We start from the raw sequence: 18,084 nt of genomic DNA on the forward strand, positions 1-18,084 counted from the left end.
CCCCCCACCAAGCCCCCCGCCGATGTGCAGGCCAAGCTGCATGCCGCCATCATCAAGGTGTTGCAAAAGCCTGACGTAATCAAGAAAATTGGCGACCAGGGCGGCGAAGTGGTGACCGAATCGCAGGCCGAATTTGGCAAGTTCATCGCTGCTGAAAACGAAAAGTGGAAGCAAGTGGTGAAGACCTCGGGCGCGACCGCAGGCTAATCCACAGCCCAATCGCACAAAGCAAAGCCGCCGATCCTGGACGCCCAGGACCGGCGGCTTTTTCTATGGCGGCTGACTAAAAGATCAGACGCCGATCGGGCCGCCGTCCGCCTTCTGGATCACCACCGTCGACGAGCGCGGGCGCACCGTGCCATCGGGCGCGCGGGTGGCATCGGCCGTGCCATAGGCGGGCCAGTTCACCGGGTGCTGGATGTTGAGGAAGATGCTGGTGTGGTCGGGGGTATAGGCAAAGCCGGTGATCTCGGCCTCGTTCGGGCCGACAAAGAAACGGCGCAGCTCGGCTTGGTTGCTGGCATTGATGACGGGGCCGGTGCCCTTGGCATCCTTCAAGGCGCCCGGCACCACGGCCAGCATCTGGTCGTTGGTGGCCTTGGCAACCGCATTGTTGCGGCCACCATCGATGCCGTTGTCGGTCTGGATCCACAGAATACCGCGGTCATCGAAAGCAATGCCATCGGGGCTGGCGAGCTGGTTCAGCTCGGTCAGGCCCGAGCGGTTGGTGTCGGCATTGCCCGCCGCGTCCGAGCCAAACACAAAGATGTCCCAGCGGAAGGTGTTGGCACCAGCGTCGTCATGCCAGCGCACGATATGGCCGTTGACATTGTTCAGGCGCGGGTTGGCGGGGTTGGTGCCGCGCTCGGCATTGCGGCTGGTGTTGTTGGTCAGGGTCAGGTAGACATCGCCATTGCTGGGGTGCACGGCGGTCCACTCGGGGCGGTCCATCGGCGTGGCACCGACAAAGTCGGCCGCACCACGCGTGTTGATCAGGATGGCATCGATATTGCCAAAGGCCTCGCCCAGGCTGCGGCCGTCCTTGCCCTTGGTGGCGGGGGTCAGCGCCAGCCATTCGCCCTTGCCTTCGGCATCAAAGCGCGCCACGTACAGGGTGCCCTTGTCCAGGTACTTGTGGCCCACGGCAATGCGGTCGCTGCGCTCGGCATCCTTGGGGTCCCACAGCGCTTCGGACACAAAGCGGTAGATGTATTCAAAGCGCGAATCATCACCGCTGTAGAAAGCCAGCGGCTTGCCCGCCACCGGGATGCCGTAGGCAGCGCCTTCGTGGGCAAAGCGGCCCATCGCGGTGCGCTTGGTGGCCGTGCTGCCGGGGTCGTAGGGGTCGATCTCGACCAGGTAGCCAAAGCCGTTGACCTCATTGCGCCAGTCCTGCAGGCCATCGGCGCCAGTGGCGGTGATGTTGAAGCGGGCAAATTCGCCTTGCTGCTCCGTCGCATCGCCGGCGGCCGTTTCCCACTGGTAGCGGCCCAGCTTGGTCTGCACGCCCACGCGCTTTTGCGCGGCGGTTTGCTCGCCGGTGTTGACAAAGCAGGCGGCCCAGTTTTCTTCGGCGGTGATGTAGGTGCCCCAAGGGGTGGTGCCATTGCCGCAGTTGTTGTTGGTGCCGCGCACCTGGCTGCCGGTGGTGGAGAACGGCGTCTTGACCCAGTCGGTGCCCGCCACAGGGCCGGACAGGTTCATCGGCGTGGCGGAGGTGAAGCGGCGGTTGTAGCGCGAATTCTGGATGATCTCCCACTGGCTGCCCTGCTTGCGCACATGCATCACAGCAACGCCATGGGCATTGACCTCCTTGCGCACCTCTTCAGCCGGGCGCTTGCCAGCCACCGAGGTGGGGCCGTTGGGATGCAAGGCCTTTTCGTCGATGTACTCGTGGTTGACGACCAGCAGGCCTTCGCTGGAGCTGCCGGCCAGCGGGAAGTAGTGCATGCCGTCATGGTGCATGCCGGTGGAGTGCAGCAGATCCTGCGAGGTGTTGCGGCCTTCATTGCTCCAGGGCGCTGCCTGGTCGTTGAGCGGCGTACCCCAGGCACCGATGACCGAGGCCACATAGCCGGCGGGCACTACGCAGGCATCCGTCATCGAGTTGGGCAGCGACGCAAAGCCGAGCTTGACGGCCTTGTCATCATCGCCATCACTGCCGCCACCGCAGGCGGAGATGCTGGCACCGGCAAACAGCGCCAGGGCCGAGCCCAGGCTGCCGCGCATCACCAAACGGCGCGACATGTTCGCTTCGAGAATGGTGCTGAAAGGGGTGTTGCCATCCGTGTTGCGGACGACTTTGTCGGAAATGGATTTGCTCATCGCTTCGACTCTCCAGATTATTGAACCACCGTAGGGAAGGCCCAGTCTAGAAAGCGGCGACGCGACTTTTATGAATCTCCGATGACGTCACAGCACTGTCATCGATGGGATAAGTTTGTGCGTTATAAGGCGCGCCACGCCCCCACAAACTGCAAATTAATCCAAGCGGTACCGGTGCTGCAAAGACTGGTCCAGGCCGAACTCGACCAAGAGCTGCTGCAGGCGCTCGGCCGCTGCACGCTTTTTCTGGCCGGTGTATTTGGCGAGGATCAGCTCGTTCTTCATGCTGTGTTCCCAACCCACCAGTTCGGTCACGGTGACCTGGTAGCCCTGGCTTTCCAGGTAAAGGCAGCGCAGCACATTGGTGATCTGGCTGCCCATCTCGCGGGTGTGGATGGGGTGGCGCCAGAGTTCGGCAAGGGGAGTGCGCGACAGGCTCATGGCCTTGTTCTGGCGCAGGCAGGCCGCCACTTCGGCCTGGCAGCAGGGCACCAGCACCATGGCGCGGGCCCGCTTTTCCAGGCCAAAGGCGATGGCGTCATCGGTGGCGGTATCGCAGGCATGCAGCGCAGTGACCACATCAAAGCGCTCGGGCACGGCATCGGTACGGGTGGAATCAGCGACCGACATGTTGAGGAACGACATGCGCGCAAAACCCAGATCGGCCGCCAGCTGCTGCGAGGCCTCAACCAATGGCGCCCGGGTTTCGATGCCGTAGATATGGCCACGGCCCAGGTTCTTGAAGAACAGGTCGTAGAGGATAAAACCCAGGTAGGATTTGCCCGCGCCATGGTCGGCCAGGCTGACCGGATGGTCTTGTGCCGACAGCTCGGTGAGCAAAGGCTCGATGAACTGGTAGAGGTGGTAGACCTGCTTGAGCTTGCGTCGCGAATCCTGGTTCAGCTTGCCATCGCGCGTGAGGATGTGCAGCGCCTTGAGCAACTCAATCGACTGGCCGGGCTTGAGCTCCAGCTGCTGGGCGACATCGGGGGCGGCGGGCTTGGTGGCGCTACGGCCTGCGGCGCGCGGTGCTTTCATCGTTTTCATTCCTTGGCCTTGTCGCTGGCAGCGCCCTGGTGCGGGAAGGGGCAGCGCGGGCCCACGCCCAAGTCGAGCCAGCCTTCCAGGCCCAGCGCATCGAGCGTGTCCATGTTCTTTTCGTAAATCGCATCCGCCTCGGGAAAGGCTTCGACGGCCTTGTCGATGCTCTCTTCGCGCAGCAGGTGCAGGATCGGGTACGGCGAACGATTTGTGCAGTTGGTCACGTCGTCGACCGTGGTGCCCTCGAACTGGAACAGCGGGTGGAATGAGGCCACCTGCAGGATGCCGCCCAGATCCAGCTCCTCGATCATTTCGTCGGCGATCTCCAGGAAATCGTTGAAATCCAGAAAATCATGCAGGGCCAGCGGCAGGATCAGCAAGGTGGTATCGCGCTTGTCCGGATTGGCTTCGGCCAGCGCTTCGAGCTCGCGGTGCAGATCATGCGCCACCGCTTCGGCGTCCTGCGCATCGCTCACCACATAGTGGATCTGGTCCTTGACATGTACGCCCTTGGCAAAGGGGCAGAGGTTCAGGCCGATGACGGCTTTTTCCAGCCAGTTCACGGTGTCGGCGATCACCACTTGGTGCAAGGCCTCATCCGCAGGCGCGGGCGCAGCATGGGTATCGGTCATCGTGGGGCTTTCTGGTGGAGTTATGGGTGGCCAGCGGGGGCTGTCTGCGGGCCATCACCCTGCAACGGGGGTGGGCGCTAGGCGCTAGGGCGGCGCAGGGCCGCAGGCAGGCAGAGGCTGACGCTGGGCCTGCCATTGTAGCGAGGGGCGCTTTGCCACTTGCGGCGCTAAGCCATGTCCAGCGTGCAGGCGTCCTGCTGTCAGGAGACCAGCACGCGCTGGCCGGTCAGGCGCTCATGCTCGCGCAGTGCATAGCGGTCGGTCATGCCGGCGATGAAATCGGCCACCACGCGGGCGCAAGCGATCGGGTCCAGACCGGCTGCACGGGCGGCAAAGCGCGGCTTCATCTGCGCGGGGTCAGCCAGGTAGATGTCAAACAGCTCGCGCACGACGACCTTGGCCTGCCCGGTGGTCTGCACCACCTGCGGATGGCGGTACAGGTTCTTGAACAAAAAGCGCTTGAGCTCGGCCGACTCGGCCGCCATCGTGCTGCTGAAACCGACCAGCGCGGGCAGCTGGCGCACAGCATCCACATCGGCGGGCTGCGCAGCCTGCAGGCCGGCGCTGGTGTGGCGGATCACATCGTAGATCTGTTCGCTGAGCATGCGGCGCGTGGCCTCATACAGCCATTTGCGCTGCCAGCGCGGCTCCTGCAGTTGCGGGTACTCGGCCAGCGCCTCCTGGGCATAGCGGGCAAACAGCGGCACGCCCATCAGCTGCTCCAGGCTGATCAGGCCCGAGCGCACGCCATCGTCCGCATCATGGGCGTTGTAGGCAATCTCGTCGGCCAGATTGGCCAGCTGGGCCTCCAGCCCCGGTTGGTGGCCGAGCAAAAAACGCTGCCCCACACCGCCGGGCTCGCGCTGCTCCAGCTGGCGCGCGTGCTTGGCCGAGCAGTGCTTCAAAATCCCTTCTCGGGTCTCAAAGCAGAGGTTCAGACCGCTGTAGTCCGGGTAGCGCTCTTCGAGCGTATCGACCACGCGCAGGCTTTGCATATTGTGCTCAAAGCCGCCAAAGTCCTGCATGCAGGCATTGAGCGCATCCTGGCCCGCATGGCCAAAAGGGGTGTGGCCCAGGTCATGGGCCAGGCAGATCGCTTCGGTCAGGTCTTCATTGATGCGCAGCGCCCGCGCCACGGAGCGGCCCAGCTGCGCCACCTCGATCGAGTGCGTGAGGCGGGTGCGAAACAGGTCGCCCTCGTGGTTCAGAAAGACCTGGGTCTTGTAGACCAGTCGGCGAAAGGCGGTGGAGTGGACAATCCGGTCGCGGTCGCGCTGAAAAGCGCTGCGCGTGGGCGCGGCCTCTTGCGCATGCAGACGGCCCTGGCTGCGGTGGGAGAAGCAGGCATAAGGTGCCAGGCCCATCTCGGTCCAGATCTGCTGGGGCTCGGCTGGCTGCATCAGCAGCGAGGGACGGTCCATCCGATCAGGCCTGTACTGCGCCGGCGCAGCACAGGTCGATGACTTCGCGCACCAGCGCATCGGGCGCCTCGCGCACCACCGCCTTGCCGGGGCCATCGATCAGCACAAAGCGGATCGCACCGGCCTGGGATTTCTTGTCGTGGCGCATCAGTTCCAGATAGCGGCCTGCGTTGTCATGGGCATCCAACATGGCGCCGCGCACCGGCAAACCGGCCCGGGCCACCAAGGCGCGCAGGCGCTGCACAAAGGCGACATCGACCAGGCCCAGACGCTGGGACAGCTCGGCAGCCATCACCATGCCGGCACCCACACCTTCGCCATGCAGCCAGACGCCATAGCCCATGCCGGCCTCGATCGCATGGCCAAAGGTGTGGCCAAAGTTCAGGATGGCGCGCAGGTCCGCCTCGCGCTCGTCCTTGGAGACCACATCGGCCTTGATCTCGCAGCTGCGGCGCACCGCATGGGCCAATGCGCGCTTGTCGCCGGCGATCAGCGCAGGCATCTCGGCCTCCAGCCAATCCATAAAGGCCATATCGGCAATCGGGCCGTACTTGATGACTTCGGCCAGGCCAGCGCTCAGCTCACGGGCGGGCAAGGTGTCAAAGGTGTCCAGGTCGCAGACCACCAGTTGGGGCTGGTAGAAGGCGCCGATCATGTTCTTGCCCAGCGGGTGGTTGATGCCGGTCTTGCCGCCGACCGACGAATCCACCTGCGACAGCAAGGTGGTGGGCACCTGCACAAAAGGCACACCACGCATGAAGCTGGCAGCGGCAAAGCCGGTCATATCGCCCACAACACCACCCCCCAAAGCAAACAGCACCGTCTTGCGGTCGGCGCCGTTGTGCATCAGTGCATCAAAGATGCCTTGCAGGGTTGTCCAGTTCTTGTGCGCTTCGCCATCGGGCAGCACTACCAGTTCGACCTTGGGGTAGTGGGGTGCCAGCGCGGCCTGCAGTTGGCGGGCATAGAGCGGCGCCACCGTGTCATTGCTGACGATGAGCGCCTGCGAGGCCTTGGGGCAGTGCGCAAAGGTGTCCGCCTGGGCGAGCAAGCCAGCAGCAATCAGAATGGGGTAGGAGCGGTCGCCCAGATCAATATGAACAGTGTCGGTCACAGGTGTTTGCGTCGGGAAGTTGTACGGTTTCGCCCACCCATTATCGGGGAGTTGCCAGATTCGCGCCCAGCTGCGGCACCAAGCCAGCGAGCTCGGCCTGCATGCTGACCTTGCGCATCACCTGGCCGGTACCGCAACGCAAGGTGTCGATCGTGTAGTGCGCCGTCTCTTCATACAAGGCCGCGCGCACGGCCAGCAGGTCCTTGAGGCGCTTGAGCGTGTCATCGCCCTGCAGCAAGGGCCGCCCGGTATCGTTGCGCAGGCGCCGGGCAATGTCCTCGGGGCTGGAATGCAGGTAGAACACCGTTGTGTGGGCATGCAGCACCGCACGGTTTTCTGGCCTGAGCACTGCGCCACCACCGGTGGACAGAATGCAGGCCCGCTCCCGTGTCGCGAGCGCGGCAATCACCTGGGCCTCTACATCGCGAAAAGCCTGCTCGCCCTGGGCCGAGAAGAATTCCTTGATCGAGCAGCCCAGCTGCGCCTCGATCACATGGTCGGAATCGACAAAATCCACACCCCAAAGGCGTGCCAGCTGCCGGCCGATGGTGGATTTACCACTGCCGGGCAGCCCAATCAAACACACAGAAGGTGCCATCGCGCTAGATCCTGAAAACGGACTGCACATGATAGGGCAATGGCGGGCATAAAAAAACCTCCGGGGTTGCCGGAGGTTTTTAGAGGCAGACCCGCGGAGGGATCTAAAGGCAAGCAATTACGGCGTAGTAACTGGTGGCGTAACAGGCGTGCACGTATTGCCAGTGTCAGTCACACGGAACGTGACTTCACGGGTCACCGAGTTGGCTGCATTCTTTGCCGTCACAAACATGCGATATGTTGCTACGTCCGCACAGGTGAGAGGAGCACCCGACGCGATGCGTCCCGTAGAGCCTTGACCCACCACTTGCAGCCAGCTAGGTGCACCCTCCAAAGCCCAGGTCACATTGTCACCTGTGGCGGAAAATGTGTAGGTGTAGGAGGTTCCCACTTCCACCGAGGAGATTGGGCAGGGCGAAGTCGAAGAACCGGTGCAGCCATTGATGGTGAAGGCCACGGGATTGTCAGGCAAGTTGCCAACCACAGTCAGCACCAAGGTTTGGCGCGCAGTCGCACCGTTGGCGTCACGCACATTCAGCACGACGGTGTACTGGCCTGGACCCTTGACATTGGGTGTACCCGAAATCAAACCATTCGAGCTTAGACTCAGACCTGTCGGCAAGGTCGAACTGGTGGACCACAGGAAAGGAGCAACACCGCCTTCTGCAATCAAGGCATGGACGTAAGGTTCAGCATTCTGCACGGTCTGAGCCAGCTCGGATGCAGGAATGGTAAGCGCGCTGGAAGCCAGCCCATGCACCACTGGAATCACAGTGTATTGGGTGATTGGTTCTTGAATGCCGTTAGTAAGGTCATTGTCTGCACGATCTACCGTAAAGCGCAGCAACAGAGCACCAGACGCCGGACCGCTTGCAACCGAGAACTGGCCGATGCCATTGACTGTGCTGATCTGCATGGAACCACTATACGTCTGGCCCCCTGCGAACAACTTGGCGCCGTCGGATGCGGCGTTCGGCACAATGCTGACCTGCAGATTGGCATTGCCCATGCTGGTGATGGGCTGGTTATTGTCGTTTCTAACCGTAGCCTGCACCACCACGCTATTAGGGATGTCATTCAGGTTGTCACGAGATCCCAAGTACTCGGTCTGATTCGTGAACGTGACCGTTGCAGGGGTAGCGGTGCTACCGCCTCCGACCTTCACGGTAGCGCGATCGGTGTAGACCTTATTGTCGCGCGGGTCAGTAACGCTGCACTGCACGGTGACATCGCCAGCGATTTCGTGCGAGATGATATGGAATGAGGCGCCGCCTGCATTAGAGCCTAAAGTGATATTCCGATAAGCACCGGGCACTTTAACGGTCTCTGTTTCGATGACGACATCCACCGTGTGGTCATCCTTGCCGTCCAAGTAGTAAAGCGAACCAGAATCCAGCCCTGACGTGATATTACAGGCAAAGGCTCCGTCCTCCTGGTTTGGAATCGGATTGCCACCTGCGTTGGCCTGAATGTACAGAGTGGACATGTAAGGGTAGTAATCACCCCTACCATAACCTGGCAGGGACGATGTCAGGTTCACAGGAACTGCTGCCTTAGCAGCCGTCAGCTTGATGCTGTACTGCAGTTGCGCTTCACCACCGCTGCCACCGCCGCCGCCGCAGGCGGCCAACAACAGCGGCGCCACCAGCACCAAGGGCTTCAATAAATTTCTCATAACTCTCCCTGTCTATCTTAATTAACGCATTTCACCGCGGTCTGAAATCATCTTCGGAGTGATGAACACCAGCATCTCGCGCTTTTCCGATTCTCGAAGATTGTTCTTGAACAGATTGCCCACCACAGGCAAATCACCTAGCAGTGGGATCTTGTTGGTGGACTGTGTCTCCGTGAGCTCAAAAATACCACCAATCACCACGGTCCCACCATTTTCCACCAAGACTTGGGTCTTGATGTGCTTGGTATCGATAGCAGGGCCGGCGGAAGTGTTCGCTCCTTGAGAATCCTTGGAGACATCTAGATCCAAGATGATGCTGCCTTCAGGCGTGATCTGAGGCACCACTTCGAGCTTCAACACCGCTTTTTTGAATTCTACGGTGGTCGCACCATTTTGCGCAGAGTTCTGGTAGGGAATTTCGGTACCTTGTTCAATCAGCGCCTTGGTCTGGTCGGCCGTGATCAAGCGCGGGCTGGAGACAATCTTGCCCTTGCCATCCGCCTCCATCGCCGATAACTCCAACGACAAAAAGCGATTGGCTGCGGAGTTAAAAATAGACAGCGCAAATGTTCCAGTACCGGTAACCCCAGAAATCGTCGATGCGGGTAAATTGACAAAATTCCCTGTTGAGGTATTGGTTCCCCCCATTCCCGTAGTCCCCACCGCATTCTCATAGCTGGTACCAAAGCCCACACGGTTACCCCCCCCAATGCTATAGCCGCCATCACCACCATTGGCAGCACGCATATCGCCACCACCCAGACGCACACCCAGCGCACGGCCAAAGGTGTCGCGCGCCTCCACAATCCGCGCCTCGATCAGCACCTGGCGCACGGGAATGTCCAGGGTCACGAGCAGGCGTCTGAACTCTTCCAACTTGGCAGGGATATCCGTAACGAACAGCTGGTTGGTGCGGGGCTCGGCAATGGCCGAGCCACGGGCCGTCAAGAACCGACTTCGGGTGCCACCAGCACCTCCGCCACCGCCTGAATTGCCGGTGATTTGTTTAAGCAACTCAGTCGCCTTGGCATAGTTGAGCTGGAACGACTGGGTTTGCAAAGGAACCTTTTCCTCGAGCTTGGCGACCGCATCAAAGTCCTTCTGGATGCGCTCATCGATTTCATCCTTGGGCGCAATCCAAAGAACCGTGCCAGACTTGCGCATGCCCAGGCCCTTGGCATCCAGGATGATCTGCAAGGCCTGGTCCCAAGGGACGTCTTTCAAGCGCAGCGTCAACGCGCCATTGACGGTGTCCGAGGTGACGATATTGAAGTTGGTGAAATCTGCAATCACCTGCAGCAGCGAGCGCACCTCAATATTCTGGAAGCTCAGCGACAGCTTTTCACCGGTGAAGGTGCCCGACGAACCCAGCTTGTTCGGGTCGCTCTTGCGCTGGCGCACTTCGACCACAAACTGGTTGTCGCTCTGGTAGGCACTGTGTTCCCACTCACCCGCATTTTTTAACTGCACAAAAACGGTGCTGCCAGACTGGCGTGCCGAGATCATGCCCACTGGCGTGCCAAAGTCTGCCACATCGAGCCTGCGGCGCAGTGCCTCGGGCAGCAGAGTATGCTGCAGCTCCAAGGTCAGGCCATCGCTTTGCTTGGAGATATTCACGCCCACCTTGTTGTTCGGCAAGGAGATCACCAGACGGCCTGCGCCATCGGTACCACGGCGAAAATCCAGATCCGACAGCGGCTGCGAATAGTTATTGCCATCTTCGGCAAACTGCGTGTTTTGCGCATTGACGCTGGCGACCGCCTTGGCAGCAGGTTCCAGCGCCACCAGCAAGTCGCTGCCGCTCACTTCGGTCTTGTAGCTGGTGCTTTCCTTGAGGTTCAGCACCACACGGGCCTTGGTATCCGTCTCCACAACATTCAAGGAGCGCAAATTACCCTGGTTGAGCTCCACCCGGTTGCTGGGCATCGCGCTTTTGAACCCAGGCAGATCCAGCACCACGCGTGCAGGCGATTGGATGCTGAAGGTCTCTGGCAAGACCAGCGGCGCACCGTCGGTCTCAATCTTGACCATCTCCACGCCATCGCGCATCAGGGTCGAGACTTTGTTGATGCGCCCCTGTGCCAGCGCCCAAGATGGCAGCAGCATGGCCATCAAAGGGATAAGTACACTGAATTTCTTCATTTTTTGGCCTCCTGCAGCTCAAGCACTGCATCTCTCTCTATCCATTCACCCACACCGTCTTGCACAATCTCCCGCAGGGTGATTGCGCTGTCGCTGATGCTTTTTATCTTTCCGTAGTTCTGGCCCATGTACATGCCCTTGCTGACCTGGTAGATCAGGCTATCGGCCTTGACCAGCGCGACGTCCTGCGCGCCCTTTTTCAAGAAACCCACCATGGAAATGGTGTCGAGCGGAAACGACTCAAGCTGCTCTTTGCGCCGCGCACGCTCGGGCGCCACCAGGGCATCCGAGATGGTTGCTGGTGCGTTTGGACTGCCACCCAACAGGGCTGCGAGCCGCTCCTTGCTGAAAGGGTCGAGCGTCGCACTGGCCAGATAGCCTTGGGGCACGAACTCCTTGGGAGCGCTGATGGGCTTGACCGAAGGCCGGGTGCTCGCCTGCTCCTGCTGCATCCATTGCTGCAGGTCATCGCCTTCGTCACTGCAGCCTGCCAGCAGCGATACCGCCAGCGCAGCCCCTATCCATTTAGACAAAGTATGCATATCCCACCCTACTTCTTCCCTTTTTGTTTGGACTTCGCAGCTTGCTGCTCTTGGAGTTCCTGCGGATCCAAATAGCGGAAGGTTCTGGCCGTGGCATTCAACGCCAAGGTAGCGCTGTCCTTGCTGGCCGGCGCCAAAGCGATATTGTTCAAGGTCACGATACGGGAGAGATTGGCAACATCGGCTGCAAAAAAGCCGATGTCGTGGTACTTGCCATTGACCTTCAGCGTAATCGGCAATTCCGCGTAGTAGTCCCTCACCACCGTCTGGCCAGGCTTGAACAGGTCAAATTGCAGGCTGCGGCCAATACCCGCCTGGTTGATGTCGGACAGCAGCGCTGCCATCTCCGCCTTGCTGGGCAGTTGCTTTTCCAACTGGGTCACATACTGCAAGACCTGCTCACGCTGTTTGCGCAGCGCATCCAAGTTGACGGCTTTGCGCAGACGGGTCTTGTAGTCTTCCTTGAGTTTGAGCTCCTGGGCCTGCGAGGCAGTCAACTCTTCCTCAAAACTGCTCAGATAGGCATACCAGCCCAAACCAATCACCACGGCCGCAATAAGCACCAACAAAACCGCACGCGGTGCGGCCGGCCAGACAGAAGGATCCTTGGGATCCAGATTTTGAAACTGGCGCTGAAAGCCTTGCAGCGCCTCTCCCACTTGAATATTTTTTTTCGTTGCCATGGTCGCCCTTATTTTTTCAGCGCCTGCGCGTTATGGGCCTGCTCCACGTCGCTGGAGCGAACCAAGCCGAAACGCAGGTTGAAGCCAGCGACCCGCTTTTTCTCGCGCGCATTGACCTGTGTGGTCGTACCGACCACCTCGACCAATTCAGGCTTGGAGAGCCAGGGCGTCTTGGTCGCCAGGCTGTTGAGCAACTCGGACACCCGCTCATTCGACTGCGCGATGCCCTGGATCTGCACGGTCTGATCTTGTTGCTTGAGGCTTTCGATATAGACGCCATCGGGCAGCTGCAGCACCAGCTCATTGAGCAAATGCACGGGCAGATTGCGGTCGGACTGCAGGTCTTCTACGGCCTTTTGCCGCGCCTTCAGCGCCGCAATTTCCGCATCGATCTTGGCCACATCGGCGATCTTGACATCCAGCGCCTTGATCTCGCGCGTCAGCAGCGCATTGCGCTGGCCCTGCAGATCGATCTTGTACTGGTAGAACATGTACACGGCACCGCAGACCAGCGCGCCCACCAGGGCCGCGGCCACCATCGATGCCTGGAAGCTTTCTTTGCGCTTTTTTCGCGCAGCTTCGCGGTGGGGGAGCAGATTGATCAAGATCATGCTGCATACCTCCGCAGTGCCAGGCCGCAGGCGGTGAGATAGGTTGTGAAGTCCTTGCTCTTGGCCCTGGACCGCACGGCGGCATCCATCACCATGTCTTCAAACGGGTTGGCAGCGGACGCGGCAAAGCCGGTCGCATCGATCACCGCATCCGTCAGGCCGCTCAGCACCGCAGAGCCGCCCGCGAGCAGGATGTGGTCAATGCGGTTGTGCGGCGTACTGGTAAAGAAGAACTGCAAAGCGCGATTGATCTCCTGCCCGATGCTCTCTACAAAAGGCTTGAGGACCACCTGCTTGTAGTCGGCAGGCAGATCGCCACCGCGTTTTTTCTGCTCGGCCTCTTCTTGCGAGAAGCCATATTGCCGCATGATCATCTGTGTGAGCTGGCCGCCGTTGAAGGACTGGTCACGCTCATAGATCACCTGGTTGTTGTGGATGATCTGCAGGAACGACGCATTGCCACCGATTTCAAAGATGGCGATAAAGGCATCCTTGCCCTTGCTGGGCATATTGCCGATCAAGCGCCGCGCCGCCAGCGCTGTGGCGTTGGACTCGATCTCCAGCACCACGGGCTTGAGGCCTGCGGCTTCCGCCAGGCCCTGCCGGTCTTGCACGGTTTCCTTGCGGGCAGCGGCAATCAACACGTCAACATCCCCCACCGAGTTGGCGGATGGGCCGATGACATAGAAATCCAGATTCACCTCATCGAGGGAAAATGGTATGTATTGGTTAGCTTCTGATTCAACTTGAAACTCCATCTCGAGCTCGGAGAGCCCCGATGGCAGCACGATTTTCTTTTGGATGACGGCAGAAAGCGGCAACGCCAGTGCCGCTTGCTTGGTGCGCGTGCCGCTCTTTTTGACCAGGCGCCGCAAGGAATCGGCCACCTCGTCAAAACGCTCGATGCCCGACTCGGTGACCCAGCCAGGCTCCAGCAGCTCTTGTGCACAGCGCTCAACAATGTATTGACCGCTGCCGCTCCTCCCCAGTTCAACCAACTTGATGCTCGACGCGCTCACGTCTATCCCCAAGAGGCTAGGCGGCTGGCGTCGGAACAAAGATCCCATTGAGACCAAGATGGGCTCCTCCCTAATTTGCTCTATATTGAGCTACAAAACTTAACACCCCCTATGAATGCTATCAGCAAGATAGTCGCGCAGCAAAGAACCACCTGCTCCCAGGCCCAATTCGTTGTCAAAACAATACGATACAAGGGATACATTGGACGCAGCATGACATTTGTCACAAGCTAATTCAAAACCGGCGCGCACCCCAGCCAAAGCAGCCGCGTGATAGCATCCCCTGCTTATGCAAGCTCCCCTCGACGGTCTGACCCCATGAATCCAGACGCTCCGATTTCGCGCAGAACGCCTGAAAAACCTCCCGCCAAATCTCCCAAGCAAGCCAAGCCATCGAGCTTCGCCACCAAGGCCATGAAGTTCTTTGGCTGGCTGCTGGCCTTGCTGGTGGCCGGCGCCATCGCAGGGGCGGCGGTGGTCGCCGTGGGCCTGGCCATGGCCTACCCCAACCTGCCCGATGTCTCCGAGCTGGCCGACTACCGGCCCAAGCTGCCGATGCGCGTCTACTCCTCAGAAGGCGCTCTGCTGGGCGAGTTTGGCGAAGAACGCCGCAATTTGACGCCGATCAGCGAGATCCCCAAGGTGATGGTCGATGCCGTGCTGGCCATCGAAGACACGCGCTTTTTTGAGCACAGCGGTGTGGACTACAAGGGCATGGCGCGCGCGCTGCTTGCCAACCTGGGGCGCGAAAAGGCCCAGGGCGCCTCCACCATCACGATGCAGGTGGCCCGCAATGTCTATCTATCGTCTGAAAAAACCTATACCCGCAAGATATATGAGATCCTGCTGACCTTGAAGCTGGAGCACACGCTGAGCAAGAACCAGATTCTGGAAATCTATATGAACCAGATCTACCTGGGCAACCGTGCCTACGGCTTCTCGGCGGCGTCCGAAACCTATTTCGGCAAGCCACTCAAGGATGTCACGGTGGCAGAAGCGGCCATGCTCGCCGGCCTGCCCAAGGCCCCTTCGGCCTACAACCCGATCAGCAATCCCAAGCGCGCCCGCATCCGCCAGCTCTACATCATTGACCGGATGGAAGAGAACCACTTCATCACGCCCGCCCAGGCCAGCCAGGCACGTGAGGAGTCACTCAAGATCCGCTCCAGCTATGCGGACAACCGCGTGCATGCCGAATATGTGGCCGAGATGGCGCGCCAGCTGATCTTTGCGCAGTACGGCAGCGAGGCCTACACACGCGGCCTCAACGTCTACACCACCTTGATCGCCAGCGACCAGGAAAAGGCCTATGAGGCGCTGCGCAAGGGCATCATGGACTACGAAAAGCGCCAGCACTACCGTGGCCCGGAGAAGTTCATCAGCCTGCCGGCCGCCGGCCAGGAGCGGGACGAAGCCATTGACGAGGTGCTGGCCCAGCACCCGGACAACGGCAATATCCTGTCTGCCGTCGTGCTTGAAGCTGCGCCGCGCAAGGTTGTGGTGATCCGCGCCGATGGCGATCCGATCGAGATCACCGGTGATGGCCTCAAGCCCGTGCAATCAGGCCTGAGCGACAAGGCGCCGCCCAACACCAAGCTGCGCCCCGGCGCCGTGGTGCGCATCATGGAAACCGCCAAGAAGACCTTTGAGCTGACCCAGCTGCCCGAAGTGGAAGGCGCCTTTGTTTCGCTCGACCCGCGCAGCGGCGCCATCAAGGCGCTGGTCGGTGGTTTCGATTTCGACAAGAACAAGTTCAACCATGTGACCCAGGCCTGGCGCCAGCCGGGCTCCAGCTTCAAGCCCTTTATCTATTCGGCGGCACTGGAAAAAGGCTTCTCACCCACCACGGTGATCAATGATGCGCCGCTGAGCTTCCCCGGATCGGCCGGCCAACAACCCTGGGAGCCCAAGAACTCCGACGGCCGCTTCGATGGCCCCATGACCATGCGCCAGGCACTGGCACGCTCCAAGAACCTGGTGACCATCCGTGTGATGCAATCGGTGGGCCCCAAGAAGGCGCAGGAATGGGTGACCAAGTTCGGCTTTGATGCCGACAAGCAGCCACCCTACCTGCCGATGGCCTTGGGCGCGGGCTCCGTCACCCCGATGCAGATGGTGGCGGCCTATTCGGTGTTTGCGAATGGCGGGCACCGGGTCAATCCCTACCTGATTGCCAAGATCACCGACCACCGTGGCAATGTACTGTCTGAATTTGCACCACCGGCCACTGAGGACCTGCCGCGCGCCATCGACGCCCGCAATGCCTTTGTGATGGACTCGCTGCTGCAGGATGTCGCGCGCTACGGCACGGCCGCCAAGGCCCAGGCCCAGCTCAAGCGCCCGGACATCTATGGCAAGACCGGCACCACCAATGATTCGGTGGACGCCTGGTTTGCCGGCTTCCAGCCCACCAATGCAGCCGTCGTCTGGATGGGCTATGACAACCCTCGCAGTCTGGGTGCGCGCGAATATGGGGGGGGCCTGAGCCTGCCGATCTGGATCAACTACATGCAGCATGCGCTCAAGGACGTGCCGGTAGACAAGATGACGCCGCCCAGCGGCCTGGTCAATGTGGGTGGGGACTGGCTCTACGAAGAATATGCGCGCAGTGCCCCCAACCTGGGCCTGGACTCCCCCGCGTCAACTGCTGGCACCATGGTGCCGCCGCCCAACTCGGAAGAGCGCAACAAGATTCTGGACCTGTTCCGCAACTGACACAGCGCCAGCGCCCAGACAAAAGGCCAGCCCGCATTGCGCGGACTGGCCTTTTTTATATAGGGTGATGCGCCTTCAGGCTTTGAAGACCAGGGGCAGACCCGACTGCACACCGGCATCCCGCGTCAGATCGGCAAAGAAATCATGGCCGGTCTTGGTATCGCGCCACACGCTGCCATCGAACTTGTAGTGGTAGCCACCGGACTTGGCCGCCAGCCATACCTCGTGCAGCGGCGGCTGCAGGTTGATGATGATCTGGCTGCGGTTGGAAAAAATCAGGGTCAGCAGGCCGCCCACGCGCTGGGCGTCGATATCGGCATCGGTGTCATCGTTGATGCGGTCGCAGGTCTGCTCAACCGCCAGCAAGAGTTTTTCTGCCGCATCCAGGTATTCGAGTTCGTTCATTACAATGCTTCAATGTGGAGTATTTACCAAATTGTATGCAGGACCATTGTCCTTGCCACCGGTGCGGCACTATTGGCCGCTTGCGGCCAGCGCGGGCCGCTGTACCTGCCCACCGAGCCGGCAGCGGCCAACCGGGCCACTTTGCCGCAAACGCTGGATCCCAGCGCGCCAGACCGGCCTGAGCCCCAGCTGCAGCCCTCCTCCGTGATGCAGCCCGCTGCCAAGCCCTGATCCAGCGCCGGCCGTTGCCCTCTTCGGCCCACCCAGCCTGCCTCCTTGATCCACCTCAAGGTCCAACCCACTACACCCCGTTACAGTCACGCCCGTTGCAATAGATAACTGGGCGGAATAGATGGCATTGGAACCTGTGGAACTGTACCGTGACGAGCAGCATGCTTGTCTGATGTTCACCGATCTGGTGGAAGAGGATGCGCAGGCCGTGCAGGCCAACCAGTTCCTGATTGTCGACCATGGTACCGGCGCCATCATCGACCCGGGCGGCAACCTCGCCTTCAATGAGCTCTACATGGGCATGGTGCGCTATTTCTCGCCGCACAAGCTGTCCTACCTGATCGCCTCGCATGCCGACCCGGACATCATCGCCTCACTGGACCGTTGGCTGACCTCGACCCGCGCATCCCTGGTGATCTCCCGCGTCTGGGAACGCTTTGTGCCGCATTTCACCAAGGTCGGCAAGACGGAAAACCGGGTCATCCCCGTGCAGGACCCCGGTGGCATTCTGCCGCTGGGCCAGAGCCAGCTGCACATCCTGCCCGCGCATTTTCTGCATGCCGAAGGCAACTTCCACTTCTACGACCCGATCAGCCGCATCCTGTTCACCGGGGACCTGGGCGTCTCGATGACCGATGGCTATATCGCGCGCACCCCCGTGACCGACCTGGCCCCGCACATTCCGCGCATGGAAGGCTTTCACCGCCGCTACATGGTGTCCAACAAGGTGCTGCGCCTGTGGGTGGCCATGGCGCGCCAGCTGGATATCTCATTGATCGTGCCCCAGCACGGCGCGCCCATCATGGGCCCGGCCATTGCGCAGTTCTTTGACTGGCTCGACCACCTGATGTGCGGGGTCGATCTGATGGACAACCAGAACTACACCTTGCCCAAGCAGCCGATCTCCCCGCTGCCGCAACGCCCGCAGTAA

At 60.6% G+C, this 18,084-nt stretch carries 17 protein-coding genes; 4 read left to right on the top strand and 13 right to left on the bottom strand.

Annotated features, from left to right (window positions below; all coding sequences use genetic code 11):
* On the top strand, window positions 1-207 hold a 207-nt coding region (locus H928_RS33140), incomplete at its 5' end, for a tripartite tricarboxylate transporter substrate-binding protein (protein ID WP_255343170.1).
* Window positions 208-291: 84 nt separating this feature from the next.
* Here H928_RS33140 and H928_RS0108555 read toward each other — a convergent pair.
* From H928_RS0108555 to H928_RS0108610, 12 genes are all read right to left on the bottom strand, one after another.
* Entirely contained in the window at window positions 292-2,325 is a 2,034-nt protein-coding gene (locus tag H928_RS0108555; protein WP_021026111.1) for a PhoX family phosphatase, read from the bottom strand.
* Between the two features lie 156 nt (window positions 2,326-2,481).
* A complete protein-coding gene (locus H928_RS0108560) occupies window positions 2,482-3,363 on the bottom strand; it encodes an SAM-dependent methyltransferase (protein WP_027010716.1) in 882 nt (293 codons plus the stop codon).
* A 5-nt stretch (window positions 3,364-3,368) separates the two neighbouring features.
* Window positions 3,369-3,998 carry a DUF1415 domain-containing protein gene (locus H928_RS0108565; protein ID WP_021026113.1) on the bottom strand — a complete coding sequence of 210 codons (630 nt, stop codon included), beginning with the start codon at window positions 3,996-3,998 and terminating at the stop codon, window positions 3,369-3,371.
* Between the two features lie 200 nt (window positions 3,999-4,198).
* The gene (locus tag H928_RS0108570) at window positions 4,199-5,398 is read right to left on the bottom strand and encodes a deoxyguanosinetriphosphate triphosphohydrolase (RefSeq protein WP_373604911.1); all 1,200 of its coding nucleotides are present in this window, start codon (window positions 5,396-5,398) and stop codon (window positions 4,199-4,201) included.
* A 25-nt stretch (window positions 5,399-5,423) separates the two neighbouring features.
* Complete coding sequence (gene aroB / locus H928_RS0108575) at window positions 5,424-6,533, bottom strand: 3-dehydroquinate synthase (RefSeq protein WP_021026115.1); 1,110 nt, start codon at window positions 6,531-6,533, stop codon at window positions 5,424-5,426.
* Between the two features lie 40 nt (window positions 6,534-6,573).
* A complete protein-coding gene (locus tag H928_RS0108580) occupies window positions 6,574-7,131 on the bottom strand; it encodes a shikimate kinase (protein ID WP_021026116.1) in 558 nt (185 codons plus the stop codon).
* Between the two features lie 117 nt (window positions 7,132-7,248).
* The gene (locus tag H928_RS0108585) at window positions 7,249-8,805 is read right to left on the bottom strand and encodes an Ig domain-containing protein (RefSeq protein ID WP_021026117.1); all 1,557 of its coding nucleotides are present in this window, start codon (window positions 8,803-8,805) and stop codon (window positions 7,249-7,251) included.
* 21 nt (window positions 8,806-8,826) lie between these two features.
* A complete protein-coding gene (gene pilQ, locus H928_RS0108590; RefSeq protein WP_027010718.1) occupies window positions 8,827-10,947 on the bottom strand; it encodes a type IV pilus secretin PilQ in 2,121 nt (706 codons plus the stop codon).
* Complete coding sequence (locus H928_RS0108595; RefSeq protein ID WP_239644918.1) at window positions 10,944-11,399, bottom strand: pilus assembly protein PilP; 456 nt, start codon at window positions 11,397-11,399, stop codon at window positions 10,944-10,946. Before H928_RS0108595 ends, pilQ begins: the two co-directional genes overlap by 4 nt.
* 98 nt (window positions 11,400-11,497) lie before the next feature.
* Complete coding sequence (locus H928_RS0108600) at window positions 11,498-12,172, bottom strand: type 4a pilus biogenesis protein PilO (RefSeq protein ID WP_027010719.1); 675 nt, start codon at window positions 12,170-12,172, stop codon at window positions 11,498-11,500.
* Between the two features lie 8 nt (window positions 12,173-12,180).
* Window positions 12,181-12,783 carry a PilN domain-containing protein gene (locus H928_RS0108605; protein WP_021026121.1) on the bottom strand — a complete coding sequence of 201 codons (603 nt, stop codon included), beginning with the start codon at window positions 12,781-12,783 and terminating at the stop codon, window positions 12,181-12,183.
* Window positions 12,780-13,859, bottom strand: a complete 1,080-nt coding sequence (locus H928_RS0108610; RefSeq protein WP_021026122.1) for a pilus assembly protein PilM — start codon at window positions 13,857-13,859, stop codon at window positions 12,780-12,782. The genes H928_RS0108605 and H928_RS0108610 overlap by 4 nt, the downstream gene beginning before the upstream one ends.
* Window positions 13,860-14,216: 357 nt before the next feature.
* On the opposite strand from H928_RS0108610, the gene H928_RS0108615 reads away from it, so the two are divergent.
* Entirely contained in the window at window positions 14,217-16,517 is a 2,301-nt protein-coding gene (locus H928_RS0108615; RefSeq protein ID WP_021026123.1) for a penicillin-binding protein 1A, read from the top strand.
* 75 nt (window positions 16,518-16,592) lie between these two features.
* Here the strand turns inward: H928_RS0108615 and cyaY are convergent, their stop codons facing one another.
* Complete coding sequence (gene cyaY / locus H928_RS0108620) at window positions 16,593-16,922, bottom strand: iron donor protein CyaY (RefSeq protein ID WP_021026124.1); 330 nt, start codon at window positions 16,920-16,922, stop codon at window positions 16,593-16,595.
* A gap of 12 nt (window positions 16,923-16,934) precedes the next feature.
* On the opposite strand from cyaY, the gene H928_RS0108625 reads away from it, so the two are divergent.
* Window positions 16,935-17,153 carry a lipoprotein gene (locus H928_RS0108625; RefSeq protein WP_021026125.1) on the top strand — a complete coding sequence of 73 codons (219 nt, stop codon included), beginning with the start codon at window positions 16,935-16,937 and terminating at the stop codon, window positions 17,151-17,153.
* Between the two features lie 121 nt (window positions 17,154-17,274).
* Entirely contained in the window at window positions 17,275-18,084 is an 810-nt protein-coding gene (locus H928_RS0108630; protein ID WP_021026126.1) for an MBL fold metallo-hydrolase, read from the top strand.

It is taken from the genome of Comamonas sp. B-9 (genome assembly GCF_000410635.1).
Taxonomy (GTDB): Bacteria; Pseudomonadota; Gammaproteobacteria; order Burkholderiales; family Burkholderiaceae_C; genus Comamonas.

Coding starts and splice junctions, on each gene's coding strand:
- H928_RS0108555 (WP_021026111.1), bottom strand. CDS start 2,325: ATGAGCAAATCCATTTCCGACAAAGTCGTCCGCAACACGGATGGCAAC.
- H928_RS0108585 (WP_021026117.1), bottom strand. CDS start 8,805: ATGAGAAATTTATTGAAGCCCTTGGTGCTGGTGGCGCCGCTGTTGTTG.
- H928_RS0108615 (WP_021026123.1), top strand. CDS start 14,217: ATGAAGTTCTTTGGCTGGCTGCTGGCCTTGCTGGTGGCCGGCGCCATC.
- pilQ (WP_027010718.1), bottom strand. CDS start 10,947: ATGAAGAAATTCAGTGTACTTATCCCTTTGATGGCCATGCTGCTGCCA.
- H928_RS0108570 (WP_373604911.1), bottom strand. CDS start 5,398: ATGCAGCCAGCCGAGCCCCAGCAGATCTGGACCGAGATGGGCCTGGCA.
- H928_RS0108605 (WP_021026121.1), bottom strand. CDS start 12,783: ATGATCTTGATCAATCTGCTCCCCCACCGCGAAGCTGCGCGAAAAAAG.
- cyaY (WP_021026124.1), bottom strand. CDS start 16,922: ATGAACGAACTCGAATACCTGGATGCGGCAGAAAAACTCTTGCTGGCG.
- H928_RS0108625 (WP_021026125.1), top strand. CDS start 16,935: ATGTGGAGTATTTACCAAATTGTATGCAGGACCATTGTCCTTGCCACC.
- H928_RS0108580 (WP_021026116.1), bottom strand. CDS start 7,131: ATGGCACCTTCTGTGTGTTTGATTGGGCTGCCCGGCAGTGGTAAATCC.
- H928_RS0108600 (WP_027010719.1), bottom strand. CDS start 12,172: ATGGCAACGAAAAAAAATATTCAAGTGGGAGAGGCGCTGCAAGGCTTT.
- H928_RS0108630 (WP_021026126.1), top strand. CDS start 17,275: ATGGCATTGGAACCTGTGGAACTGTACCGTGACGAGCAGCATGCTTGT.
- H928_RS0108595 (WP_239644918.1), bottom strand. CDS start 11,399: ATGCAGCAGGAGCAGGCGAGCACCCGGCCTTCGGTCAAGCCCATCAGC.
- H928_RS0108565 (WP_021026113.1), bottom strand. CDS start 3,998: ATGACCGATACCCATGCTGCGCCCGCGCCTGCGGATGAGGCCTTGCAC.
- H928_RS0108560 (WP_027010716.1), bottom strand. CDS start 3,363: ATGAAAGCACCGCGCGCCGCAGGCCGTAGCGCCACCAAGCCCGCCGCC.